Source organism: Bifidobacterium catulorum, from assembly GCF_003129925.1.
GTDB lineage: Bacteria > Actinomycetota > Actinomycetes > Actinomycetales > Bifidobacteriaceae > Galliscardovia > Galliscardovia catulorum.
The window spans coordinates 23,177-48,156 of record NZ_QFFN01000004.1; the positions used below are offsets into that span (position 1 = coordinate 23,177).

The window sequence follows — 24,980 nt, forward strand, 5'->3', positions numbered from 1 at the left end:
ATATCGTCAAACGTTGAACACGCCCACGCGGTCCGTCGCGGTCCGGCACGAGGCCGCACGGCATTGGGCATGGGGGGATGAGGAAACAGCGTCAGCGGGTGGTGTCGCCTTGGACCAGCGTGACGGGAATCAGATCGCAGGAGGCGGCGACGACCGGCGACGACGCCTCGGGCAAAGAGCCGGCGACGACCGGCGAGGCGGAAGGAACCGAGCCCGCACCGTGCGCATCGGCGTCGTTCTCCGCGGCGATGGCATCCCGCATGCGTTCGACAAGATGGTCGGCGATGGCATCGAGGTTCTGACGGATCACGGTGAGCCTCATGCCGGCCAATCCCGCGGCGGCCGTGCCATCGTAGGCGATGATCTGGAGATCCCGAGGAATGTCTCGCCCATCGGCGAGGGCGATGCGCACGCAATGCGCGGCGGCCAAATCCGGCGCGATGATCGCGTCGGCATCCGGGAACCGGCGCACAGCCTCCTCGGCGGCCTGCTCGAACAACGACAGGTCGCTCACCTGTTCGACAGTCACGTAGTCGCAGCGGATGCCGGCGTCGGCCAGATCGCGCTCGAAGGTGCGGTGGTACCGGACCGTGGGGAATGTGGTGTCGTCGGGATCCGTCACGGCAGACATCACCGATGCGAAGCTCTCGCCGTTAGGCCCGCCCGCCTCCGACGAACCGGCGAGGTCGTGGAACTGCGAGCGCGGTCCGCCGACTTCGACGACGTGGCGCACGCCGGTGTCGATGAACCGTCGCGCAGCGAGATGCGCGCCGGTCACGTGGTCGGAGCAGACGCTGGGGATGTTCCCGCCGAGGAACCGGTCGAACGCCACGATGGGCCGGCCGATGGACTCCCAGTAGGCGGGCGGCTGGCTGGTGTGCGAGCCGATGATGATGCCGTCCATGGTGCGGCGTTTGAGCATGTCGATGTATTCGGTCTCGCCGCGGTCCTGGTCGGCGGTGGAACACAGCATCATGCGCAGGCCGGACCGGTGCAGGCGCCGCTGGAGGGCGGCGACGAGCTGTGCGAAGAACGGGTGGGCCACGGTCGGCACGGTCACGCCGATGAGGTTCGTGCGCCCCTGGGAGAGGCTGCGCGCCAGATCGTTGGGCACATAGTGGAGTTCGGCCATGGCCGCCTCGATGCGGGCGCGGGTCTCGTCGGCCACATAGCCGTTGCCGTTCACCGTCAACGAGACGGTGCTGAGCGACACCCCGGCCCGCTTCGCCACGTCCCGCATTCCAACCATCCGCCGCCTCCTCACATATTGCCGTGCCACCGTGCCGCGCGGGGCGGCCGTTCGATTCGTCACCCATCGTAGCCGATGGCGTCGCACGGACGGTGGCCGGCAGGCGTCGTCCCGGCGGCGCGGCCTACAGCTCGTAGGCGAAGGCCTCCCAAGGGGAGAGCTTGCCGAACAGCAGGTCGGCGGCGGTCTCCTCGGCCGGATAGGTGCTGATGAGGATGCGGTCGGCGCTCACGCCGCCAAGCGTGGTGCCGGAAAGCCCCAGCCCCAGCATGTCGGCGGTTTCGGCGGGAATCTTCGCGCCCGAACCCGACATGTTCACCACCACGACGATCCGCCTCTCGCCGGAACCGTCGATGCCGCCGCCCACACCGTCCTCATGCAGCGAGCGCACGAACGCGTACACGTGCGGATCGTCGCCGTCGAGCATCCGCCAATCGCCGGCCGCCACCACCGGGTTCTCATGCCGTAGCGCGATGAGCCTCTTGTAGAACGACAGCACCGAGTCCGGATCGCGTTTCTCTTTTTTGGCGTTCACCACGTCGTGGTTCGCGTTCACGGCCAGCCATGGGGCGGTTGGCGCATACGGCGCGGTGAAGCCCGCGTACTTGGTGGCGTCCCACTGCATGGGGGTGCGCGAGTTGTCGCGGCTGATGGCCTTCAACGCCGCCATCATCTCGTCCGGGGTCATCACGCCGGCTTCGGTGAGCTGATGGTACATATTGATGGATTCGAGGTCGCGGTACTGGTCGAGCGATTCGAAGTAGGCGTTGGTCATGCCAAGCTCCTCGCCCTGATACACGTAGGGCGTGCCGCGATGCATGTGCAGCAGCAGCGCGATCGCCTTCGCCGAGCGCACGCGCGCCTCGTCGGTGGAGTCGTCTCCCCAACGGGAGACCACCCGCGGCTGGTCGTGGTTGTTGAAGAACAGGCTGGTCCACCCGGATTCCCTCACCGCGCCCTGGTGGCCGGCGAGGCAATGCTTGAGGTGCGCGAGCCTCCACGGTTCCGCCGTCCACTTGGATTGTCCGCCGCCCGGTTCCACGTGGTCGAAGAGGAACAGCATGTCGAGCTCGCGGTTCGCCGGATCGGTGATGTGCCGGTTGCGTTCCGGCGTGATGCCGGGCGCCTCGCCCACGGTGATCGTGCCTTCGCGCCCGTCGAACACCTCGCGGTGCATTTCGGCGAGGAACTCGTCCTGCCGCGGTCCGTCTGCGCAGAACGGGTTGGGGCTGGAGTAGCCGTCCGGCCCGACCTGCCCGTCGGATTCGGTGTTGGCGCCCACGCCGGGCAGTTCGCCGTTGGCGTCCACGTGCTTGGAGATCAGCGTGATCACGTCCATGCGGAATCCGTCGATTCCGCGGTCGAGCCACCAGTTCATCATCCTGTACACGGCCGCGCGCACCTCGGGGTTCTCCCAGTTGAGGTCCGGCTGCTTCTTCGAGAACTGGTGCAGATAGTATTCGCCGCGTTTCGGATCGTATTCCCATGCCGAGCCGCCGAAGTACGATCCCCACCGGTTCGGCTCCGCGCCCGGCGTCCCCGGCTCGTGTCCGGGCCGGGCCGGCCTCCACCAGTACCAGTCGGCGTGCGGGTCGTTCTTGTCGCGCGAGGCCTGGAACCATGCGTGTTCGTCGGACGTGTGGTTCACCACCAGGTCCATCACCACTTTGATGCCCCTGTCGTGCGCCTCCTCGATCAGTTCGTCCATGTCGTCGAGGGTGCCGAACATGGGGTCGATGTCCTGATAATCGCTGATGTCGTAGCCGTTGTCGTCCTGCGGCGACTTGAACACCGGAGACAGCCAGATCACGTCCACGCCGAGATCGGCCAGATAGTCGAGCCTCGATGTGATGCCCGGTAGGTCGCCGTATCCGTCGCCGTTCGTGTCCTGGAAGCTGCGCGGATAGATCTGGTACACCACCGCGTTCGCCCACCACGGGTTCGGCGTCGCCCCGTTGGTGTGGATGGAGTCGGGAAGCGGCGTGCGCTGCTCTGTCGTCATGATGCATCCTCCTTGATTGCCCTGGAGCCTCGGTCTCCGCCAATTTTACCGTTCAAGCCCCTGTTTGCATTTTAAAAATCGCGAGTTGCGAGGCTTTACCTGACGCAGGACGGTCATGCAGGAAACCCCCGACCGCGGTTTTTCAACGTTTCTTGGCGTTACGCTTTGCCAAGAAACCGCCCTCTGCGACGACAAAGCCTCATAACTCGCGTTGTTGTTATGGAACGGCACAATATCGTGACATATTTCCGCTTTCACGAACACAGGGATGGAATACCATGGTTCCGATAGTGCGGCGCGCGGCGCTTGACGCGCGAATCGATACGAATCGATGCGAATCGATGATACGGATCGATGATGGATTGGCGGAGAGTGAGCATATGACGGCGAAGGACGACAAGAACAGGAACGACGGGCACGACGGCCCCAATCAGGCCGACGAATCCGACAAGGACCTGGATTTCCCCTCCCTTGACGATGCGGAGGATACATCGTGGGACATCCCCACGCTGACGTTCGATTTCGATGGATCGGATCATGAAGCGGCCGGCGACGACGTCACCGATGCCAACGCCGACGACGGTCCGTCATCCCCGGGCGATGACTCGGCCGATACGCTTCCTGATTCCGGTAGCGACCACACGGTGGAGACGCCGGGACAGGATGCGGCGACCGGGGAACGGACCACGGTCATGCCCACCGCCGTATTGCCCGACCACATCATGCAGGACCTGTTGGCCGACACGGCCGACATCCCACCGATCACAGCCGCCGAGGATGCGGACGTGCACGCCGACGCCGGCGAAACCCGCGTGATGCCCGTCATGAACGATGAGACAGACGATGAACCGGCCGGCGAGACGACGATCGTGGAACCGCCGATCACGGCGTCCGCGAACGACGCCGAAGCCGGCCCCGACGCCTCCGCCATGCCCGCGAGCATTCCGCCCGCCGATGCCGACGCCGAAACCTCGAAGCCGGCCGGTACGGCCACGTCGGGGAAGATCCGTCTCAATCGGCGTCATGTGACGACGGCGGCCGTCGCAATCGTGATCGCCGCGGCGCTCGTGGCGGGCGGCGTCTTCGCATGGCGTCAGTTCGGCGGCAAATCGCAGGAGGCCGCGATGGCCGACTGCACGGCGTCGGTCAAGGCGTACGATACCGCGACCACGGCGTTGGCCAAGGCGAAAAAGGACTCGCAATCCGCATTGCAGACGGCATCGTCAGAGGTCTCCGACCCAACGACACTGACGAATCTCCAGAAGGCCGTGGACGGCACCAAGGAAGTGTCGAAGTCCCGGGAATGCACGTCGTCGATGGCGGCGTCGCAGTTGGACGCGAACGCGAAGGCCAACCGGACGATGGCCGATGCGATCGTCAAAACGACCGAAAGCATCAACAGCGCGCTCAAAGCCGTCTCCGGCAGCAAGGACGACAATCAGCGCAGCACGTTGAAGGCGAGCCTCCAGTCGGCCATCACTTCGGCACAGACCACGTACGACAACAGCAACGGAGTGGTGGACGACGCCACGCGCACGACGCTGCTCAACGCGATCAGCGCGGCCCAAGCGGCGGCCAACGCGCCCGAATCCACGGCAACGGACCTGCAGAATGCGAAGACCACGCTGGAACAGGCGCAGACCGCGGTGAAGAACGCCATGACATCGTCCTCTGGTTCGGGCTCGTCGTCGGGCTCCGGTTCAGGCTCGGGCAATGGCTATTACAACGGCTACGGCAACGGGTATTACGGCAACGGATCGTACAACCAGTATGGCAACGGAACCGGCGGCAACGGGTATTCCAACCAGTACGGCAACGAATCATCCAACGGCAACAACGGCAACAACGGCAACGGATCGTCCAGCAGTAACGGCAGCAACGGCACCGGAACCAGCAACGGCAACAAGACCGACCAGAAACCCAGTGACACCGCGACCGACACCGCCGGCGGCGGCAGCTCCTCCACCACGCCGACCCCCAGCACCGGCACGAATCAGAAACAGTGACCCCTGCGTGATCTCCGCCGGGGTCGCCGGTCACCGCTCCCGCATGAACCTTTCACGCAATCCCGGCGTGATCTTCACGGCCGTCCAGATGCTGCGCACCAGCAGCACGCCAAGATACGCGGCGAACAGGTTCGCACCCATGCGCGGCGTCACCCATCCGGCCACGACGGTGCCCAACGGGGCCACGACCGCCGCCGTGACGCCGATGGCCAGACCGTTGCGCAGATGCACGAGCCTACGCCGCGTATTCGCCACGGTTCCGGCGATCGAACTCGGGAACATGGCCAGCAGCGACGTGCCGCGAGCCATCAAATCGCTCGCGCCGAACAGCACGGAAAGCGCCGGCACCATCACGGCGCCGCCGCCGATGCCCAGCAGTCCGGCGAGCGTGCCGATGCCCACGCCCAGCAACGCCAGCAGCGCGCCGGTCGCGATGGTCATATGAATCACGTGGTCGCGCGAAGGCGTGAACACGATCTGCGAAAGGATCACGAACACCAGGAACACCACGAACACCCAACGCAGCACGACCTCCGGCAGGCGGGACAACAGCCAGCTGCCGATCTGCGAGCCGACGATCAGCCCGCAGGCCAGCAATGCGGCGGCGATCCAATCGACGTCGCCGCCGGTGGCGTAGGAAATCACACCCGTGATGGACGTCGGGATGATGGCGGCCAGCGACGTGGCCGCCGCATGACGCTGCGACAGGCCCAGAAACACCAGCGCGGGCACGATCACCGTGCCGCCGCCGATGCCGAACAGGCCGGAAAGAAAACCGGAGAGGACGCCGACGCCGATCAGCATCATCCACACTTGGCTTGCGGAGCGCCCCTCCCCCAGGGTCGTCGAGCCTTCGCCACTATATGATGGCCCGTTCGCGTCACGCGCGGAACCGTCCGTACGCGCATTTGCGGCACCTCCCGCGGAACCGTCCGCCGCGTCGCCCGCCGTCGAACCATGCTTCGTCATATCGTCAGTCACGCCGCTCACTGTACTCCCCATGAACGCTTTCCGCGGCATCGGCATCATCTGACGTATCAATGACGCCAACGTCGACATCACCCAATATCCAACCCCAACACCCGATCAACAGCAACGGGCCGCGCACGCATCCGACGCCGCGGAAAAGAATATCGCCGGCATTCCCGGAATTCGCCGGATGGTATCGTTTCGCGCCTGTTTCGTCGCGCATTGTTTATCAATGTCGGCGTTTTTATCGCCGCGTGATATCAACGGACTACGCCATATATACACATATATAAACATCGGATTATCGGCGTCGAAACACATCATCGTGATAATGGAAAAACGTATGGGACCGCGCGAAAATGGATGATATGCGGTCATGTCGGCCGCGGCGAGGAGGCAACGATGGCATACGCAACAGTCAATCCCTACACCGGCGAAACCCTGAAGACGTTCCCCACGGCGACGATCGAGGAGACGGATGCCGCACTCGACACCGCGCACGCCGCGTTCGACGTCTGGAAACGCAAGCCAATCGAGGAACGCACCGCGATCCTCGACAACGCCGCATCGATCCTCGAAACCGAACGCAACGAGTACGCGGCCATGCTGACGACCGAAATGGGCAAGATCATGGCGGAGGCGCAGGCCGAGGTCAGCGTCTGCGTGGCGATCCTGCGGTACTACGTCGAGCACACGAAGGACCTGCTGCGCCCGCGAATGCTGCTCACGCAAGGGTTCGGCGAGACCGACGTGCATCTGGTCAACGATCCGACCGGCATCATCTTCGCCGTGGAGCCATGGAACTTCCCGTATTATCAGGTGATTCGCGTGGCCGCGCCGCAGCTGGCCGCCGGCAACGTGGTCATGCTCAAGCATGCGTCGAACGTGCCGCAATGCGCGGCGCTGATGGAACGCCTGTTCCGCGAGGCCGGCGCCCCCGAAGGCGTGTTCACGAACCTGTATCTGCCGCATGACCTCACCGAACACGTGATCGCCAGCCCATATGTGCGCGGCGTGGCGCTCACCGGATCCGAAAAGGCCGGTGCCATCATCGCCTCGCTGGCCGGCAAGCATCTGAAGAAAAGCACACTGGAGCTCGGCGGCATGGATGCGTTCATCGTGCTGGAGGACGCTGACATCCAGCTGGCCGCCGAATGGGCGGTGCGCGGGCGTAACCGCAACGCCGGTCAGGTGTGCGTCTCGTCGAAGCGGTTCATTGTGGTCGACGCGGTGTACGACGAGTTCGTACGCCGGTACCGTGCGGAGGCTGCGAAGCTGGTGCCGGGTGATCCGGCCGACCCGAAGACCACGCTCGCGCCGCTTTCCAGTGCCGCGGCGAAACGGCAGGTGGAACGGCAGGTGGCCGACATCGTGGCGCAGGGTGCGACGGTGGAGTATCTGGTGGACGTGCCCGCCGAGGGCAATTTCTTCCCATCGACGTTGCTGACGAACATTCCCGAGGGTTCAGAGGCCACACGTACCGAGATCTTCGGCCCGGTCGCGCAGCTGTATCGGGCCGCCGACGAGGCCGACGCCATACGCATAGCCAACGATTCCCCGTATGGTCTCGGCGGCTCGGTATTCACGACAGACATCCATCATGCGCAGGAGATCGCCCGGCAGCTCGACACCGGCATGGTGACAATCAACCGCGCCAGCGCTTCGGGGCCGGACATCCCGTTCGGCGGCGTGAAGAACTCCGGATATGGTCATGAGCTGATCGATCTGGGATTGAAGGAGTTCCTCAACCAGAAGGTCGTGATCAACGGCTGAGGCCTGACGCAGTCTCCGCCCGAACCACGATGGCGAGCCGACGCCGTGGTTCGGGCGCGACCTTTCGCAAAAAACGTTGGCAACTTCTTGACATGTCTCATCGGTGTATCCGCATAATGGTGGCGTTGGGTTTCATTGCCGTCAATGCTGACGATCGAAAGGGGAATACCATGGCATACGCCACCATCAATCCGTACACCGAACAAACCATCAAGACGTTTCCCGATGCCACCGAGGCCGAGGTCGATGCCGCGCTGAAGACCGCACACGCCACGTTCCTTGAATGGAAGGCGAAGCCGATCTCCGAGCGCGTGGCCGTGCTCGCCAAGGCCGCGGAGATTCTGAAGAACAATCGCAGCGACTACGCCTCCACACTCACTCTGGAAATGGGTAAGATCACCGCTGAGGCCGAGGCCGAAGTCGACCTGTGCGTGGCCATGCTGCGCTACTACGTGGAGCACGGCGAAGAGCTGCTGTCCCCACGTCTGTTGCCGGCGAAGGGCTACGGCGACACCGACGTGCAGTTGGTCAACGACCCGATGGGCGTAATCTTCGCCGTGGAACCGTGGAACTTCCCGTACTATCAGGTCATACGCATCACCGCGCCGCAGGCGACCGCCGGCAACGTCGTGGTGCTCAAGCACGCGTCGAACGTGCCGCAGAGCGCGGCCCGTATGGAGCAGCTGTTCCTCGAAGCGGGAGCGCCCAAGGGGCTGCTCACCAATCTGTATCTGCCGCATGACCTCACCGAGCATGTGATCGCCAGCCCGTACGTGCGCGGCGTGGCGCTCACCGGCTCGGAAAAGGCCGGAGGACATGTCGCCTCGCTCGCCGCGAAGCATCTGAAGAAGAGCACACTGGAGCTCGGCGGCGCCGACGCGTTCATCGTGCTGGACGACGCCGATGTGGAGAAGGCCGCCGACTGGGCAGTGTTCGGCCGCAACTGGAACGCCGGGCAGGTGTGCGTCTCCTCGAAGCGCCTCATCATCGACGAGTCCGTATACGACCGGTTCCTCGAACGCTACCGTAAAGGCGCCGCGAAGCTGGTGGCGGGGATCCGACCGATCCGAAGACCACCCTCGCGCCGCTGTCGAGCGCCGGAGCCGTGGAAACCCTGAAGCGCCAGGTGGCTTCGGCCGTGGAACAGGGCGCCAAGGTGGAATATCTGGCCGAAGTGCCTGAACAAGGAGCGTTCTTCCCGCCGACGATCGTCACCGACATCACCGAAGACAACGACGCCTTCCACACCGAGTTCTTCGGACCGGTGGCGCAGGTGTACCGCGCCAAGGACGAGGACGACGCGGTCCGCATCGCCAACGATTCCCCGTTCGGACTTGGCGGCTCCGTATTTAGCTCGGACATCCACCGCGCCCAGCAGGTGGCGCGCCGTCTCGACACCGGTATGGTCGCCATCAACCATCCGACCGTCGTCGCCGCGGACATCCCGTTCGGCGGCGTGAAGAACTCCGGATACGGCCACGAACTGCTCGATCTCGGACTCAAGGAGTTCGTGAACCAGAAGGTCGTCGCCGTAGCCGACATCAACGGTCCGTTCTGATTGGCGTTGCGGCTTGCAGAAGTCGTATCTGTGACGCCGCACTCGTTCCCAATTGGCTCCCCTCGCTGAGGGGAGCTGGCCGCCGCAGGCGGTCTGAGGGGAGAGACACCTTAGACTCTCGCTCCCCTCAGTCGGCTATCGCCGACAGCTCCCCTCACAGAGGGGAGCCAAAAAGCACTGCTCAGGCAGTGTCTATCTGTCCTTCACAGGCCCAAGAACAACTCATGAATCCGGGGGTCTTCGGTGAGTTCGGGGTGGAACGCCGTGGCGATGATATTGCCCTGACGCAGACCGACCACGTTGCCGTTCACCTCGGTCTCGATGGTGGCCTGCGAGCCGACGGACACGACGAACGGCCCGCGGATGAACACCAGCGGGAAGTCCTTGATGTCGCCGAAGTCGGCGGTCGCGGCGAACGATCCGAGCTGACGCCCGTAGGCGTTGCGGCGAACAACGGCGTCAAGCGCACCGAAGTACACGTTGTCGTCGTTGTCGAGTTTCTTCGCGAGCAGAATCATGCCGGCGCAGGTGCCGAACACCGGCTTGCCGGCGGCGATATGCGCGGCGATCTTCTCGAACAGACCCGTGGAATGCAGCAGCTTGCCCTGCGTCGTCGATTCGCCGCCGGGCAGAATCACGCGGTCGATGGAATCGTCGAAATCCTCGACGTCACGCAACAGCTTCCACTGGGCGCCAAGACGGTCGAGCATGGCCGCGTGCTCGGCGAATGCGCCCTGCACGGCGAGGATGCCGGTCACGCCATGCTTGGCATTTTCGGCCTCGGCCGACTCCTCCTTGGAAATGTATTCAACGGCTACTACCACGGTTGCCTCACTCGCCGCGGGCGGCCATGATGGTTTCGATCTCGTCCTCGTTGATGCCAACCATGGCCTCGCCGAGGTTCTCGGAGAGACGGGCCAGCAGATCGGCGTCCTGCCAGTTGGCGGTGGCCTGGACGATGGCGGCGGCACGCTTGGCCGGATTGCCGGACTTGAAGATGCCGGAGCCGACGAACACACCTTCGGCGCCAAGCTCCATCATCAGGGCGGCGTCGGCGGGGGTGGCCACGCCACCGGCGGCGAAGTTCACGACGGGCAGACGGCCGTTGTCGTGCACGTACTTGGCGAGGTCGTACGGAACGGCCAGCTGCTTGGCGGCCTCGAAGATCTCGTCGTCACGCAGACCGACGAGCTCGCGAATCTGCTTGTTCATCGTACGCATGTGGCGGACGGCCTGGATCACGTCGCCGGTGCCGGGCTCGCCCTTGGTGCGGATCATCGCGGCGCCTTCGGCGATGCGGCGCAGGGCCTCGCCGAGGTTCTTCGCACCGCAGACGAACGGCACGTCGAACTGGGTCTTGTCGATGTGGTAGACGTCGTCGGCGGGGCTCAGCACCTCGGACTCGTCGATGTAGTCGATCTGGATGGCCTGAAGGATGCGGGCCTCGGCGATGTGACCGATACGGACCTTGGCCATGACCGGGATGGAGACGGCCTCCTGGATGCCCTTGATCATCGCCGGGTCGGACATACGGGAGACGCCACCGGCGGCGCGGATGTCGGCGGGGATGCGCTCCAGGGCCATGACGGCGCAAGCGCCGGCGTCCTCGGCGACCTTCGCCTGCTCCGGCGTGGTGACGTCCATGATGACGCCGCCCTTGAGCATCTGGGCGAGGTTCTTGTTCAGTTCGGACCTGTTCTCAGCCATCTGTTTCCTCTTTTTTCGTTTCGTCGTACCGTTTACCGTTCGCACCGATCGGCCGAATACGCCGTCAAATGCAAACACACAAACATTAATGCTAAATACACTGCGTTACATTCAGGTGCATTGCCCACATACCGGCGCGAAACAAACGTTTTTGAGATAGCAAAATCCGATAACGCGCTCAAATACCCCAAATACGTGAGGCATATGACGCATGGGGTACGTGTACCACGGCGTAATGGTGTGACTGGGTGCGTGACGGGGTACAGGTGCGTGACGGGGCATAGGTGCGCCCAGTCACGCCGCTCGAAAAACGTTGCAATTTCAACAGTCTTTGCAAGGCGTAACTCGGCACAGGTATACCCGGTCACGCAACCTATACCCGGCTGGCCGTACCCGGTCACGCCCATCGCCATGAACACGGCTATCGCTGCAGCCGGCACAGCGCATCCATGGCCTTGCGCACAACGGGGGCATCCTCTCCGCTGAACAATACGATCAGATAGTCGCCGGCGCGCACCTGCGTATCACCGCGCGGTACGATTTCGCTTTCGCCCCGGCGCAGTCCCACAATCAGACATCCCGAGGGCCATGCCACGTCACGCACCCGTCGGGCATCCGCGGGCGCCCCCATCTCCACAGGAAACTCCATCATGCCGCGACCGACTTTGCTGGGCATCCGAGCCTCGTCGGTGCCCGCGGCGGGATCGTTCGGATGCTGCTTCATATACCGTTCCAGCAACGCCCCATAGATCGGCTTGGTGCGCAGCATGTCGGAGACCAGCAGTCCGATGAACGCCGCCAACGCCACAGGCAGCATATGCGTCACCGTACCACTCATCTCCACGGTGAGCAGAATCGAGGTGATTGGGGTCTTCACCGAAGCGGACAACGTACCGGCCATGCCGCACACCGCGAACAGCGGTATGCTCTGCGCAGGAAGACCGGCGAACTGGTTCGCCGCCAATCCGCAGATGCCGCCGCCCAATGCCCCAACCGAGAGAATCGGCATGAAGATGCCGCCCGGCGTACCCGCGCCGAAGCTGGTGGCGGTGAACAGCATCTTGACCACGAATAGCAGCGCCATCATGCCAAGACCCACTTCGGTCACGCCATGAACCGAATCGAATCCGGCGGCCGCGGTCTGCAATCCGCGGGACGCGCCGCCATCCATGCCACCGCCCACGTGTTCAGCGAGCGCAATCAGATTCGATCCCCCGCCCAGCACCTGCGGCAGCATCAATCCCACGGGCAACGCCAAGCCCAACGCCACCACGGGACGAACCGCAGCCGGCAGCCTGCCGAACAACGTCTGGAATCCAAGCAGCGCCCGGTTCATCAGCACGCCGACAAGACCGGCGACCACTCCCAGCGGCAACATCCAGGCATATTGCCCGATCGGCAGCTTCGGCAACTCGCCGAAATCCAGTACCGGCGTAAGCCCAAAACAGTATTTGGATACGAAGTCGGCGGTGAGTGACGCCGCGGTGGCCCCCATCAGTATCGCCGGCGAGAAACTGCGGTGCACTCCTTCCAGCGCGAACATCATGCCGGAAAGCGGGGCGCTGAACGCTGCGGAAAGCCCGGCCGCCGCTCCCGCCGTCACCAGATAATGCTCCTGCATATCCTCACGACGCCCGCTCCGAAGACGATGCGCCACGAATTGCGCGCCGGAAGCACCGATCTGGATCGACGGGCCTTCACGACCCATCGAAAGGCCGAACACCCCGGCAAGAAGCCCCCCGATGAATCGGACCGGAAGAATCGTCTGCCATCGCATTTTCAGCCCGAACAACACCACGCCCTCGGTCTGCGGGATGCCGCTGCCCGACGCCATCGGCTCCCTGCGGATCATCCGCGCGATCAGCAGACCGGCCGCCACCGCAGCCACGGTCCAGGGCGCGATCAGCCACGGCGTCTGCCGGATCTGCCCATACATCCATCTCGCGAATTCCACGACGTATTCGATGCCCAGCCGGTAGGCCACCACCAGCACGCCGGAAACAAGGCCGATCAGCACACCGGCCGCCGCCATCTTCCATTTGAGACGATTGAACGAGGAAAGCAGCCTGTTCACCCTCGATTGCGTGTTCAAGCCGCCTCCCTTTTCCGCCGGCCATCGTTATTCCTACAGCGAGTCTACGCCTCTCCGTTCCAGAGCCCCCACGACCGGCACGCCGATTCATGAATCGCAAGATACAGCCCAAAAACGACCGAAAAATGCCCCTATCTCGCGATTCATGAACTACTAACTCAGCGGACGAGCTGCCACCCCAACGCGGCGCACAGCACGGGCACGATGATGCATGCGATGAGATAGTATCCGGCCATCGACGGGCGCTTGTCCCGCCCCAACGACACGATCTCGTTGATCGCCGTCGAGAACGTCGACAGTCCGCCGAGGAACCCCGTCACCACCATGAGATGCCACGGCGCCGAGGCAGCAGCGCCCGCCAGAAACGACGCGATGATGTTGATGACCAGCGTGGACAGCGGGAACGCGTTCTTCCACACGATCTTGATGGCGGTGTCGATGACGAAACGCGCGACGGCGCCGAGGCCGCCGCACAGGCAGACGCCGATGAACGCGAAAAGGGAAAGGAAGAAATTCATCGACGGGCCTCCTCGTCGTCGGTCCACAGGGTTCGGTAGGAGTCGGACGACGTCCGCGAAGGCGCCGCGACGGGGGCCGGCGGCTCGTCGGTCATCTTCGCGGCGATTGACGGCGGCAGGTCCGACGTCGTCGGATTCGTGGAGGTCTTCTTGACGCCGGTGTGGCCGCCGTCACCATCGGCATCGTGCTTGTGCCCGCCGGCGAGCGCGAGTGCCAGCCGGACGCCGAGATATGCGGCCAGGATGCCGATGCCGAAGCTGAGCATCACGTATACGAGCACGCCGAAGATGTTGCCGTGCGACAGGTCGCCGAACTGTTCGAACGCGAGCGTCGACATGGTGGAGAGACCGCCGCACATGCCCATGCCGAAGCCTCGCGAGACGAGGTCGCGGCTGCGTTTGCGAATCCATCTCGCCTGCGCTGTATAGGCGGCGATGGCGGCGTATGTGAAGCAGGCGATGATGTTCGCGGTGAACGTGCCGATATGGACGGCCGACCAGATGCCGACGGTGGCCTGTTCCCCGGATGCGGCGAGCGACAGGCCGTAGCGCATGGCGGTGCCGAGGCAGCCGCCGAGGAACACCACGATGTAGATCGTCGAATCGGCGAGCGGCGAACGTGCCGCGGAGCCGCCTGCCGCCGTCGACGGCCGTGCGGCGGGGCCGGGACCGCCCGGATGCCGTTGGGATTCTGCCATGACCTGCCTTCCTTCTCCGTCGTGGAAGGCGAACGATTATGCGCAATCCGCTGGAATTCGACCATCCACGATGCCTGTACCCCACGCTCCACGCGTGTCACACACATCAGCATCCATGCGACTGCACACGTATGCGCCCATCGCATGAAAGTTCTGCACACGACCTCGGGCGGAACCCGAGCATCGTCTGTCGAATTATAGGAACCATCAGCGGAAATGCGGTTCGGATGTTCGACATCAAGCGCCGCGGCCCTGTTGCGGACCGGTGCCGAACACCCTGGTGAGTTCCATCACCGGAAAACAATATACGCCGATGCCGCGCAAACGGCAATCGGCGTTTCGCCCCTGGGAAATCGGGGAGGCGGGAATCGGCGGATCAGCGTGCAAGCACCTCGACCAGATGGTCGGCGACCGGATCGTCGATGGACAGCACCACGCGGGTGCGTGCGCCGGGCCGGTCGTGCCATGCCTGGCGCTGGCCGCGCAGGTCGCAGATGAGCTGGCCACGGCCGGGGCCGTGCGTGTCGTCCACGTCCACGGGCACGGCGGGCGCGACCGACGGGGTGACGCCGCCGGCGCAGAGGGCCGCGGCAGTGGGATCGTGCAGGGCGCTGCAGCGGCGGCCGTATTCGGGCACGTGGAAGTCGAAGTAGAAGTCGAGCATCCGGCCCACGGTTTCGGCGGCCGGGTTCCCGCTGGCGAGCAGGGCCTGACGGTGGGTCTCCTCGAAGGTGTGCGCCATGGTCACGTCGAGCGGGGCGATGGTCACGTCCCAGTCGGCCGCGAGCGCGATGCGTGCGGCTTCGGGGTCGTGGCCGATGTTCGCCTCGGTGACGGGCGAGATGTTGCCCGGCACCAGTGCGGCGCCGCCCATCACCCACACGTGCGCGACGCGTTGCGGAAGCGTCGGGTCGGCCTCCAGCGCGGCGGCGAGGTTGGTGAGCGGTCCGACGGCCACGATGTGCAGGTCGCCGGCGTGTTCGTGGGAGAGCGCGATCAGCAGGTCGACGGCGGTCCGGTCTTCCGCGGCGCGGCCTGCCGGCGGCATGTCGACGTTGCCCACGCCGTTGTCGCCGTGCACGGCCGGCACGCCGCCGGAGAACGTGTTGACGCGGTATTCACGGGCGCCGACGGCGACCGGCACGTGGCCGTGGCCGCCGAGGGCCATGAGTTCGAGGCTGTTGCGCGCGGCCTGGTCGGCGTTGGTGTTGCCGGCCACGGTGCCGACTCCGACGAGGCGCACCGCCGGCGAGGCCATGAGGTAGGCCAGTGCCAGGGAGTCGTCGATGCCGGTGTCGCAGTCGAAGTATACGGGACGGGGGGTGGTGGGTGCGGTGGTGGTTGTCATGTGATGCTCCTTGCATGTGGCGGCGGGATCGCGCCCGCCGCCGTGTCGGGTGTGGCGGTCAGACCTTCTTGCCTTCGGGGGCGCGCATCAGCAGGGCGGCAATCAGCGCGACCACGGTGATGGCGAGGGAGATCGCCATGGCCATGCGCACACCGCTGACCGCGTCGGCGGAGGCGAACGGCGAGATGAGCGCGATGCCGATGCTGGAGCCGAGGCCGAAGCATGCACCGCTCATGGCCGGCAGCGCGCCCTTGGAGTCCTCGGGCGAGAGCAACACACCCAGCGCGTTGAGCGTGGTGAGCGCCAGACCGTTGTAGCCCACACCGAGCACCGCGATCATGGCCACGCACAGGACGAAGTTCGTGGGGAACAGCATGATGACGACGAGTGCGGCCACGCAGATGACCAGACCGATACGCAGTGTGAGTATCCAGCCGATGCGCGGCGCGATCCAGCCGACCACGGGTGCGGCGACGATGCCGATGACGGCCGGCGGCACGAGGAAGAACAGCGAGGAGATGGATGCGCTCATGCCGAAGCCGATCTGCGAGTTCTGGCTCAGCACCACCATGGTGAAGTTGATGACCGGGTACACGCCGGCCAGGGTGAAGAGCACGCCGGCGATGACCGGCCACACCTGACGGGACTTGAGCTCGTCCACGGTGATGAGCGGGCTGCTGGCACGCTGCTGGCGGATCCAGAACAGCACAAGGGACGTCACGGCCACGACGAGCAGGATGATGGCCTTCGGCGAGGTCCATCCGTGGTCGGCGGACGATCCGGCGGAGATGCCCTTGTTCAGGCAGACGAATCCGGCGGTGATCAGCACGCCGCCGATCCAGTCGAACTTGCCGGTGGAGGTGGTCTTCATGTTCTTCGGGAACGTGAGGATGACGGCGACGAGCGCGATGGCGGTGAAGCCGAGGATCACGACGAACAGCGAACGGTAGCCGAAGTTCTCGGCGAGCAGGCCGCCGAAGTATCCGTCCACGCCGCCGACGCCGCCGTTGAGCGCGGTGATCAGGCCGAGCGCGGCACCGAACGCCTTGGGCGAGAGGGCCTCATCGAGCACGAGGTACGAGATCTGGAAGGCCGCGGAGCTGATGCCCTGCATGGCGCGTCCGACGAGCAGCACCGGCAGGTTCGGCGCGAACAGCGCCAGCAGCGAACCGACCAGCAGTGCGCCGAGTATCACGAACAGCACGTTTCGCCGGCCCACGTAGTCGCTCCAGCGGATCAGCAGGATGCCGCCGATGGAGCCGAATAGCAGGAAGATGGTGCTCACCTGCGAGACCTCGTTGATGGAGACGTTCAGATCCTCGGCGATGCTCGGCAGCGCGGGGGTGATCATGCTGGCGTTGAGCTGGAACGACAGCACGGTCATGATCAGCGCGGCGACCAGCGCCACGACCCGGCCCTTGGACAGTCCCAGGCCGTTCGACTCCTCGGACGTGGGTGTTTGCGTTGGGGACGTTTGAGTATTCATCTTCGACTCCTTCGTCTTCTTGCCATACTCGATTCGTTCGTCAGACCGACCGATCGACCGCGTTGACCCATCAGTCATACTGACCGGTATGAACATACTGACCGGTATGAAATCATACCTAATAATTAAGTAAGATATCATACTTATTGGTATGACACGCTGGTGCTACCAATCATCGATGGAATCCTCCCGCCACGGTTACACTAGGCAGTAATCACCACCAAAGGAGGGCCTCATGGGCACCACCGCCGAGGAATACCTGAGCAGTCCGGTCGTCATCACGCATCGACAGCCCATCCGAATCGCCGTATATTCACGACTGGCCGCAGGCATCCGTTCCGGCGTCCTGCCCGCCGGAACGCTGCTCCCCCGGGAATCCGAACTCGCCGAACGACTCGGCGTCAGCCGAACCCCTGTACGCGAGGCGCTGATCCTCCTTGAGGAAGACGGCCTGCTCACCACCAAACGCGGCGTGGGCCGATTCGTCGCCGATTCCCTGCCGGCGCTCGGCCTCGAAAAGATCCAGCCGTTCGAAGACATCATGGCCACGGGCGGCGCGGACATCGAGGTCTCCCCCATCAAGACGCTGTTCGACTCGGCCACGGAATTCGTCTCCGACCGGCTGCGAATCGCGGTCGGCGACGACACCTGGTTCCGCGAATCATTGGTCAGCGTGGGCGGGGCGCCCGCCGCGATCGTCCAGGAACACCTGCCCTCGCACCGGGACGCGGAGGTCGGACTGGACATCGACGCCACATTGCGCCAACTCCCCGACGACGGGCGGACGCTGCTCGCAGAACTCATCGACCGCACCGGCGCGTCGTTCTCCAAGGGGGAATGCCATCTGGCCGCCAGCACGGCCGGCGAATCACGGGCGCCGCTGCTGCATGTGGCCGACGACGCCCCCGTGCTCATCCTCACGGAGACGATCCTGCACAACGACCGGCCCGCCTATCTGGGCAAATACATCGTGTCGACGAACGTGCACGGCCTGTCGATCATGCAGACTGGCGTGTGACATGCAGACTGGCGCGTAAGGAAATCCGGTCGTTCCCCGGAAACGATGGAACGAATGATGTCACGTGGACCGCCGGACCGCCCGGCCGGCCCACGTGACGTAAACAGCACGACAGACGCGACAGACGCGACTATCGACTAATCGATCAGCGAATTGATGGAGATGATGTGGTCACGCTGCGGACCGGTGCCGATGGCGGAGATGCGGCAGTTGGAGATCTCCTCCAGTCGCTTCACATACGCCTGGCAGGTGGCCGGCAGATCCTCGAAGCGATGCACCTTGGAGATGTCCTCCGTCCAGCCCGGAAGCTCCTCGTAGACGGGCTTCGCCGCCGCGAACGCGGACTGGTCCACGGGCATGTCCTCGAAGCGCGTGTGCGTGCCGTCGGCGTTCTCCACGTCGTAGGCCACGCACACCGGAATCCGCTCAAGGCCGGTGAGCACGTCGAGCTTGGTGAGCACCAGATCGGTCAGGCCGTTGACCTGCGAGGCGTAGCGGGTCACCACGGCGTCGAACCAGCCGCAGCGGCGCGGACGTCCGGTGGTCACACCGTATTCATGACCCTGGGCGCGCAGCCACTCGCCCTGCTCGTCGAACAGCTCGGTGGGGAACGGGCCCTCGCCCACGCGCGTGGTGTAGGCCTTGGCCACGGCGATCACGCGGTCAATCTTGGTGGGGCCGACGCCCGTGCCGGTGCAGGCGCCGCCGGCCGTCGGGTTGGAGGACGTCACGAACGGGTAGGTGCCGTGGTCCACGTCGAGCATGGTGGCCTGGCCGCCTTCGAACAGCACGGTCTTGCCCTCGTCGAGCGCCTTGTTCAGCACGAGCGACGTATTGGCCACGAACGGCTTGAGCTTCTCGCCGAGCGCGAGCAGTTCGTCGGTGGTCTGGTCCACGTCGATCGGGCGGCGGTTGTACAGCTTCACCAGCATCTGGTTCTTCTGGTGCAGGCTGGCCTCCACCTTATCGCGCAGATGGTCGGCGTTGAACAGGTCATGCACGCGGATGCCCACGCGGTTGATCTTGTCGGCGTAGGTCGGTCCGATGCCGCGGCCGGTGGTGCCGATCTTGTGCTTGCCGAGGAAGCGTTCGGTCACCTTGTCGATCGTGCGATGATACGGTGCGATGACATGCGCGGACTCGCTCACCAGCAGTCGCGAGCAGTCGACGCCACGCGATTCGAGGCCTTCGATCTCCTGGAACAACACCTCGGGGTCCACGACGACGCCGTTGCCGATCACCGGGGTCACGTTCGGGCTGATGATGCCGGAGGGAAGCAGGTGCAGGGCGTACGATTCGTCGCCCACGACGACCGTGTGGCCCGCGTTGTTGCCGCCGTTGAAACGGGCCACGTAGTCGACCTTGGTTCCGATAAGGTCGGTCGCCTTGCCCTTACCTTCGTCGCCCCACTGCGCACCAATCAAAATAATTCCAGGCATGATGTCCTCCGAAGCCGCATATTTACGCCGCAAACAGACTACCGTAAGCCCTGAACCGCCGAAACGATCGCCCCAGGGCTTGTCGACGACACGATTAGACAGTGAACATGAACAACGAATGAACACACCCGTATGATTACCCGATGTTTGCACGATATGCGGCATATCGGTCGCGAATGTGCCATACAAAGGGTAGATTATTTCCTCGTAGCCCCCTATATAGGGCTTATCGGCGTCGCATCGGACGCGACCGTCGACGAGAAGCGAAGAAAGGCATATTTCGTGAGCAACAGACAGGACGGCACGCAGCCCGACAACGTCGAGGAGCTGCATTTCGGAGACAGCGCGCGCGGCGCGAGCTTCGACGACTTCATCGACAACGGCCCCGATGGCGGCACTCCAAGGAAGAAGCGCAGCGTCGGAAAGATCATCCTCGTCACGCTGATCGTCCTCGCGCTCGTGGGCGCGGCCGGCGTGGCTGGCGGCTGGTACTACATGAACCGTCTCCGCCCCATCAACGTGACCGTCAACGGCACACCGGTCGAGACGCGCATCAACACGACCGTGCAGAGCATCATGGACGCCAACGGCGACTTCGGCACCAAGCCCGGCAACCTGCTGTCCGTATCGAACAAGGTGCTGGACGGCAAGGGCGGCGACAAGCAGACCATCACCGTCAACGGGCAGAAGCTGAACGCCGCCGACTGGGACTCCCTCCGACTCCAGCCAGACGCGCAGATCACCGTCGACAACGGCAAGGACGTCACCGAACGGTACACCGTCAAACGCGAGACGATCCCCCACAAGGGGCCGAGCCTCGACGCCGTGGACCTCATGGGCGGCGGCGCCATCCAATACGTCGCCTCGCCCGGACGGGACGGCTACAAGGAGCAGTGGACGGGCGCGATCTCCAAGGAGACCGTCGACAAGGGCGTCGTCAAGAAGGCGGAGGACTTCAAGGTCACCACCAAGACGCCTCGCCCGAAGGACGGCAAGAAGTACATCGCCCTCACCTTCGACGACGGCCCCAGCGAATACACCGCCCAATACCAGAAGATCCTCAAGGAGAAGGGCGTCCACGCCACGTTCTTCAACCTCAGCGAGGAGGCCGCCTACTTCGGCGCCCAGGAGAAGTCGCTGGCCGCCGACGGGCATGAGATCGCCAGCCACTCCGTCAGCCACAAGTACCTGCCCAAGCTTTCGCGCGGCGACCTGCGCAACGAGATCGGCAAATCGTTCGGCGTGATCGAGAAGAACAGCGGCGAAACCGGTCGCATGTTCCGCTCCCCCTACGGTGCGTTCGAACGCCAGCAGTGGCTCGACTCCTACGACATCATCAGCTCCAACGTGCTGTGGACCATCGACACCGAGGACTGGAAGCGCCCCGGCCCCGACAAGATCCGCGACACCGTGCTCCAGCAGGCCGAGAACGGCTCAATCGTGCTCATGCACGACGGCGGCGGCGACCGCTCGCAGGACGTGACCGCGCTGCCGCAGATCATCGACGGCCTCAAGGCCAAGGGATTCACGTTCGTCACCGTCTCCGAGATGATCAAGCTCGACGGCACGTTCCCGGATTACGTGGCGAACAACGAACCCGCCAAGTAGACACCGACGGCGAAGGTGCGCCGAGCTTCAGCCGCGGGGCCGGTCTTCAGCCGCGCGGGAAAGACTCGACGCTCGACGCATCCGCCGAATCCACCTCGTCGAGGAAGTACTGCTGCAGCTGGTTCACGATCTCCGGCGTACCTGTGACGATGCTGCTTTCCATGGCGTTGCCGAGCGGCTCGCCAGCCCAGCTGACGGTCTTGCCGCCGGCCTCCTCCACGAGCAGTCGCCCGGCCGCGCAATCCCAAAGCTTGACGCGCCCCTCGAAATAGGCGTCGTATCGTCCGGCGGCCACCCACGCCATATCCAGCGCTGCCGATCCGCTGCGGCGAATGTCGGCGCAACGCTCGAACACCTCGCGGATGATGGTGAAGTTCGGACCGGCCATCTCGCGGTGGTACGGGGACGTTCCCACGGCGATGAGCGCCATGCCCATGTCTCCCGTCATGCTCACGTGAATCGGCTTGTTGTTGAGGTGCGCGCCCTTGCCACGTTCGGCGGTGAACATCTCGTCGAGGTACGGCTGGTAGACCACGGCCTTCTCGCCGGTCGTGCCGGTCATCAGCGCCAGAGAGATCGCGCTGTGCTTGACGCCGTGGATGAGGTTGCTGGTCCCGTCGACGGGGTCGAGCACCCAATACGTGCCGTCGAAATCGACGTTCTGCTGGCCGTCCTCCTCGCCGAGGAACTGGATTCCCGGATACCGTTCCGCCAGTTCCCTGTGGATGTATTTCTGGATATCGGAATCCACCTCGGAGACGAAGTCGCCGAGGCCCTTGACCTGGATGCGGTGCGCCGCGACGGTGTCGAACATATATCGACGGGCGGCCTCGCGGACAATATCGGTCAGTACGGTCATTTCGACTTGTTCAGCACCCGTCATCGCGTCCTCCATGATTTGGCTACAATGCCTTTCGCAAAACTCACTGGTATTAGTTATAGTCAGCAATCCCATCGAACGTATGAATATGCAATAACAATGGCATAACAACAGCACAATTCTTGTGGTTGGTTTCCCCACCACAACGCCCTATGCGGCGACCTGCCGGCCGGTCTCACCGAAATGGCGGGTTGTGAGGCTTTGCCCAAGCGCAAACGGGGGTTGGCAGGCCTCACAGCCCGGAGTTTCACCGCTTGATGCGCTCGTAGGAGCCGGGGATGGAGTCGTCGGCGATGCCACGGTTGACGATCAGCCAATCCTTCGGACCACTTTCGGATTCCCCACGACTGAGCAGCACCGATTTGGTACCGGTGCCGAAGGTGTCGTACGACGTGCCGGCCGGGTAGGCGGTGAACTCGCCGCATGGGTCGAATCCTGCCGAAATGGCATGGGTGCCGTCCACGGTCTTGAGCGCGGAGGCATCGCATTGCAGCGTGTAGGTGCCGCCGCTGCCTTTCTTGGCCGACGAGAACCGTCCGCTGAACTTCGATTCCTTGCGCGGCGCGGTCGCCACGGAATAGCCGGGATCGCTGAGGTCCGCGGTGTAGGTGGTGCCGCTGAACGTGCCGTCTGATTTCAACGCCATCATCGAGTATTCACTGCCGTCGCCAGTCGACGAGAACACGTACTGCGAACCGGCGAGTTCGGCGAATATCTTCTTCGACGCGGCGTCGGCTCCGGATACCGTCGAGCCGGAGGAGGCCGTCGAATCACCGGCTCCCTTGACGTCGGCGTCGGCCAGCGAATCCCAATCGAGCGAGGCTCCCCCGTTTTCGACGAGATAATACACGCTGTCGTTCGACGGCGCCGGCTTCATCTTCACGGTCCTGACGGTTTTCCCGCTGCCCGGCACGGCGGGTATGAACGGGTTGGGGTCGGAGCGGCTGGCATCGGCGATTTCGGTTTCGGCCTTGCCGTAGAGCGACTTGTCGCGCATCACGATGAACGGACGGCTGGTGTCGGCGGCCTTCTGCTTCTTGGCTTTGGCGAGCGCGTCGGCGTCGAAATATCCGGCCGATTCCACGGCGTTCAGGTCGGAGCCGACCGGGAAGTACGTGTAGAACGTGTCCATACGCCGGGTGAGGCCCGAGGACGACATGGACGAGGAGCCGTCGCCTGTCACCTTTTCCCCGTTCACGCAACCCACGGGGCCTTCCCCGGCCATGAGTTCGTCGCCGCAATATACGTCGCCCGTGGCGGAGGCCAGCGGGAAGAGCTCGAACGCGCCGGTGTCGCCGTTGATGAGCAGACCGGCGTTGGAGCTGTCCTCGGGCGGTGCGCCGTAGCTTTGGTAAGCGTGCGACGAGATGAGCATACGGTTCTGATCGGCGTCGTCGGCGGTGTTGAACAGGTATTCGTAGTCGCCGGCACTGTTGAGTTTCTCCATGCCGAGCGTGAGACACGTGGTGTTGTCGGACTTGCAGTAGGTACCGGTCAGGAAGTCGCCGGGGTTGGCCATGATCTTCTGTCCGCCCTCCTCGCCGGTGAACACGGTTTTGGTTTGGCTGGCGTCGATGCCGTAATACAGCGTGACGCTGTCGCCGGATTCGAGCGGGGTTCCGGGGGCCGGGTCGGAGCCGGAGATTTTGCCGATGTAGTGTTTGGAGGAGAATTTCGGTTTCAATGTTACCGAATATCCTTTGGATTCAAGCGTTGATTTTGCTTGGTTTTTGTCGGTTCCGATAATGTCGTATCCGATGCCGTCGCCTTTGGTGGCGACGCCGACCGCGATGCCGGTCTTCTTGTCGGCGACGGCCGCGCCGTCATTCGGATATGTGGCCACGACGGAACCGGGCTTGGTTTTTGCGTCATCGTTGACGATGACCTGCTTGTAGCGCACCGGCACGTTCATGGTCTTGAGCGTGTTGACGATGTCGACGGCGGTTTTGCCGACGGTGCCCTGGGGGACGCCGGGACCCATGGATTCGTTGACGGTGACGGTCTGGCCGGAGCCGACGCGGTCACCTGATTTCACGCCGTCGAGACCGGCGAACGAGCCGGCGTCCTCGCCCGAGTAGACCTTCTTGACCTCGGTTTTGATGCCTTGGTCGTTGAGTTGTTGGGCTACGACGTTGGCGGTGAGTTTTTTGCCTTCGGCGGGTTTGATGGCGCTAACGTCGGGGATGGTCTTTGCCCCCCAGAGGCCGGCGCGATGGGTGATGACCATGCCCGCAGCGGCGATGAGCGCGATGGCGACGACCGCGGCGATGGTGAGGACGATCTGCTTCCTGGTGAGCGTCTGCTGTGCCGCGGGGACGGATGCCGTGGCCGCAGCGGACGCCGCCTGTTCAGGCCGCCCGCCCGTTATGGGGTCCGCTGCCGGCCGTCCGTCGCCTCCCGGCAGCGGTACTGACGTCGGCATGGGCACGTCGGAGGATTGGGGCCGACTCTCCCCGGTCTGCGCCAGCGGATGCCCGCATTTGCCGCAGAACCGTTCATCTTCGCCGGTTTGCGCCCCACAGTTGTCGCAGAACATAACGGCCCCTCTCCCTCGCTTGGCCTCGCTTCCCTCAGTCTAGCCTCAGGTAATCCCCCTCCCATCGTCCCGCGTGCGGTTCCGGCGCGGACG

Annotated in this window: 18 protein-coding genes, 1 pseudogene and 1 riboswitch; of the genes and pseudogenes, 5 read left to right on the top strand and 14 right to left on the bottom strand. The window is 64.1% G+C overall.

The features are described 5' to 3' along the window. Positions 1-91 precede the first annotated feature (91 nt). Together DF200_RS02750 and DF200_RS02755 are read right to left on the bottom strand one after the other, a co-directional pair. A complete protein-coding gene (locus DF200_RS02750) occupies positions 92-1,249 on the bottom strand; it encodes a LacI family DNA-binding transcriptional regulator (protein WP_109136777.1) in 1,158 nt (385 codons plus the stop codon). Between the two features lie 124 nt (positions 1,250-1,373). Then, the gene (locus DF200_RS02755; protein ID WP_109136778.1) at positions 1,374-3,251 is read right to left on the bottom strand and encodes an alpha-glucosidase; all 1,878 of its coding nucleotides are present in this window, start codon (positions 3,249-3,251) and stop codon (positions 1,374-1,376) included. A 380-nt stretch (positions 3,252-3,631) separates the two neighbouring features. Between DF200_RS02755 and DF200_RS02760 the strand changes: the two genes are divergently transcribed. Further along, positions 3,632-5,257, top strand: coding sequence for a hypothetical protein (locus DF200_RS02760; protein WP_109136779.1), 1,626 nt, complete (start codon positions 3,632-3,634; stop codon positions 5,255-5,257). 30 nt (positions 5,258-5,287) lie between these two features. Here DF200_RS02760 and DF200_RS02765 read toward each other — a convergent pair whose 3' ends face one another. Together DF200_RS02765 and DF200_RS10650 are read right to left on the bottom strand one after the other, a co-directional pair. Next, a complete protein-coding gene (locus DF200_RS02765; RefSeq protein WP_241520102.1) occupies positions 5,288-6,064 on the bottom strand; it encodes a sulfite exporter TauE/SafE family protein in 777 nt (258 codons plus the stop codon). Between the two features lie 166 nt (positions 6,065-6,230). Beyond that, positions 6,231-6,449: a hypothetical protein gene (locus DF200_RS10650; protein ID WP_146191993.1), complete on the bottom strand. Its 219-nt coding sequence runs from the start codon at positions 6,447-6,449 to the stop codon at positions 6,231-6,233. 179 nt (positions 6,450-6,628) lie between these two features. Here DF200_RS10650 and DF200_RS02770 point away from each other — a divergent pair, with 179 nt between their 5' ends. Continuing rightward, complete coding sequence (locus DF200_RS02770; protein ID WP_109136839.1) at positions 6,629-7,999, top strand: NAD-dependent succinate-semialdehyde dehydrogenase; 1,371 nt, start codon at positions 6,629-6,631, stop codon at positions 7,997-7,999. A gap of 170 nt (positions 8,000-8,169) precedes the next feature. Next, a pseudogene (locus DF200_RS02775) lies at positions 8,170-9,557 on the top strand (NAD-dependent succinate-semialdehyde dehydrogenase). A gap of 203 nt (positions 9,558-9,760) precedes the next feature. On the opposite strand, the gene pdxT reads toward DF200_RS02775, so the two are convergent. The 7 genes from pdxT to DF200_RS02810 all read right to left on the bottom strand — a co-directional run bounded on the left by pdxT (position 9,761) and on the right by DF200_RS02810 (position 17,406). Continuing rightward, a complete protein-coding gene (pdxT, locus tag DF200_RS02780) occupies positions 9,761-10,381 on the bottom strand; it encodes a pyridoxal 5'-phosphate synthase glutaminase subunit PdxT (RefSeq protein WP_109136781.1) in 621 nt (206 codons plus the stop codon). 7 nt (positions 10,382-10,388) lie between these two features. After that, positions 10,389-11,264, bottom strand: coding sequence for a pyridoxal 5'-phosphate synthase lyase subunit PdxS (gene pdxS / locus DF200_RS02785; protein ID WP_109136782.1), 876 nt, complete (start codon positions 11,262-11,264; stop codon positions 10,389-10,391). A gap of 421 nt (positions 11,265-11,685) precedes the next feature. Beyond that, complete coding sequence (locus DF200_RS02790) at positions 11,686-13,296, bottom strand: ClC family H(+)/Cl(-) exchange transporter (RefSeq protein ID WP_109136840.1); 1,611 nt, start codon at positions 13,294-13,296, stop codon at positions 11,686-11,688. A 218-nt stretch (positions 13,297-13,514) separates the two neighbouring features. Then, positions 13,515-13,874, bottom strand: coding sequence for a fluoride efflux transporter FluC (locus DF200_RS02795; protein ID WP_109136783.1), 360 nt, complete (start codon positions 13,872-13,874; stop codon positions 13,515-13,517). After that, complete coding sequence (locus tag DF200_RS02800; RefSeq protein ID WP_109136784.1) at positions 13,871-14,572, bottom strand: fluoride efflux transporter FluC; 702 nt, start codon at positions 14,570-14,572, stop codon at positions 13,871-13,873. Before DF200_RS02800 ends, DF200_RS02795 begins: the two co-directional genes overlap by 4 nt. A 191-nt stretch (positions 14,573-14,763) precedes the next feature. Further along, a riboswitch (Fluoride riboswitch) is annotated at positions 14,764-14,876 on the bottom strand. 72 nt (positions 14,877-14,948) lie between these two features. Further along, entirely contained in the window at positions 14,949-15,920 is a 972-nt protein-coding gene (locus DF200_RS02805; RefSeq protein ID WP_109136785.1) for a nucleoside hydrolase, read from the bottom strand. Positions 15,921-15,978: 58 nt separating this feature from the next. Then, on the bottom strand, positions 15,979-17,406 hold the full coding sequence (locus DF200_RS02810) for an MFS transporter (protein ID WP_158275755.1): 1,428 nt from the start codon (positions 17,404-17,406) through the stop codon (positions 15,979-15,981). A 235-nt stretch (positions 17,407-17,641) separates the two neighbouring features. On the opposite strand from DF200_RS02810, the gene DF200_RS02815 reads away from it, so the two are divergent. Then, on the top strand, positions 17,642-18,424 hold the full coding sequence (locus DF200_RS02815) for a GntR family transcriptional regulator (protein ID WP_109136787.1): 783 nt from the start codon (positions 17,642-17,644) through the stop codon (positions 18,422-18,424). 137 nt (positions 18,425-18,561) lie between these two features. On the opposite strand, the gene DF200_RS02820 is transcribed toward DF200_RS02815, so the two are convergent. Beyond that, on the bottom strand, positions 18,562-19,863 hold the full coding sequence (locus tag DF200_RS02820; RefSeq protein ID WP_109136788.1) for an adenylosuccinate synthase: 1,302 nt from the start codon (positions 19,861-19,863) through the stop codon (positions 18,562-18,564). A 282-nt stretch (positions 19,864-20,145) separates the two neighbouring features. Between DF200_RS02820 and DF200_RS02825 the strand changes: the two genes are divergently transcribed. Beyond that, positions 20,146-21,471: a polysaccharide deacetylase family protein gene (locus tag DF200_RS02825; protein WP_158275756.1), complete on the top strand. Its 1,326-nt coding sequence runs from the start codon at positions 20,146-20,148 to the stop codon at positions 21,469-21,471. Positions 21,472-21,517: 46 nt separating this feature from the next. Here the strand turns inward: DF200_RS02825 and DF200_RS02830 are convergent, their stop codons facing one another. Both DF200_RS02830 and DF200_RS02835 read right to left on the bottom strand, forming a co-directional pair. Continuing rightward, positions 21,518-22,354 carry an inositol monophosphatase family protein gene (locus DF200_RS02830; RefSeq protein WP_158275757.1) on the bottom strand — a complete coding sequence of 279 codons (837 nt, stop codon included), beginning with the start codon at positions 22,352-22,354 and terminating at the stop codon, positions 21,518-21,520. A 244-nt stretch (positions 22,355-22,598) separates the two neighbouring features. Then, the gene (locus tag DF200_RS02835; RefSeq protein WP_109136791.1) at positions 22,599-24,887 is read right to left on the bottom strand and encodes a PASTA domain-containing protein; all 2,289 of its coding nucleotides are present in this window, start codon (positions 24,885-24,887) and stop codon (positions 22,599-22,601) included. Positions 24,888-24,980: the final 93 nt, after the last annotated feature.

What these genes read in the sequence shown, in the direction of transcription:
- DF200_RS02810 (WP_158275755.1), bottom strand. Translation starts at nt 17,406, where the DNA reads ATGAATACTCAAACGTCCCCAACGCAAACACCCACGTCCGAGGAGTCG.
- DF200_RS02835 (WP_109136791.1), bottom strand. Translation starts at nt 24,887, where the DNA reads ATGTTCTGCGACAACTGTGGGGCGCAAACCGGCGAAGATGAACGGTTC.
- DF200_RS02830 (WP_158275757.1), bottom strand. Translation starts at nt 22,354, where the DNA reads ATGACGGGTGCTGAACAAGTCGAAATGACCGTACTGACCGATATTGTC.
- DF200_RS02820 (WP_109136788.1), bottom strand. Translation starts at nt 19,863, where the DNA reads ATGCCTGGAATTATTTTGATTGGTGCGCAGTGGGGCGACGAAGGTAAG.
- DF200_RS02795 (WP_109136783.1), bottom strand. Translation starts at nt 13,874, where the DNA reads ATGAATTTCTTCCTTTCCCTTTTCGCGTTCATCGGCGTCTGCCTGTGC.
- DF200_RS10650 (WP_146191993.1), bottom strand. Translation starts at nt 6,449, where the DNA reads ATGCGCGACGAAACAGGCGCGAAACGATACCATCCGGCGAATTCCGGG.
- DF200_RS02815 (WP_109136787.1), top strand. Translation starts at nt 17,642, where the DNA reads ATGGGCACCACCGCCGAGGAATACCTGAGCAGTCCGGTCGTCATCACG.
- pdxS (WP_109136782.1), bottom strand. Translation starts at nt 11,264, where the DNA reads ATGGCTGAGAACAGGTCCGAACTGAACAAGAACCTCGCCCAGATGCTC.
- DF200_RS02790 (WP_109136840.1), bottom strand. Translation starts at nt 13,296, where the DNA reads ATGGCGGCGGCCGGTGTGCTGATCGGCCTTGTTTCCGGCGTGCTGGTG.
- DF200_RS02805 (WP_109136785.1), bottom strand. Translation starts at nt 15,920, where the DNA reads ATGACAACCACCACCGCACCCACCACCCCCCGTCCCGTATACTTCGAC.
- DF200_RS02760 (WP_109136779.1), top strand. Translation starts at nt 3,632, where the DNA reads ATGACGGCGAAGGACGACAAGAACAGGAACGACGGGCACGACGGCCCC.
- DF200_RS02770 (WP_109136839.1), top strand. Translation starts at nt 6,629, where the DNA reads ATGGCATACGCAACAGTCAATCCCTACACCGGCGAAACCCTGAAGACG.
- DF200_RS02755 (WP_109136778.1), bottom strand. Translation starts at nt 3,251, where the DNA reads ATGACGACAGAGCAGCGCACGCCGCTTCCCGACTCCATCCACACCAAC.
- DF200_RS02765 (WP_241520102.1), bottom strand. Translation starts at nt 6,064, where the DNA reads ATGATGCTGATCGGCGTCGGCGTCCTCTCCGGTTTTCTTTCCGGCCTG.
- DF200_RS02750 (WP_109136777.1), bottom strand. Translation starts at nt 1,249, where the DNA reads ATGGTTGGAATGCGGGACGTGGCGAAGCGGGCCGGGGTGTCGCTCAGC.
- DF200_RS02800 (WP_109136784.1), bottom strand. Translation starts at nt 14,572, where the DNA reads ATGGCAGAATCCCAACGGCATCCGGGCGGTCCCGGCCCCGCCGCACGG.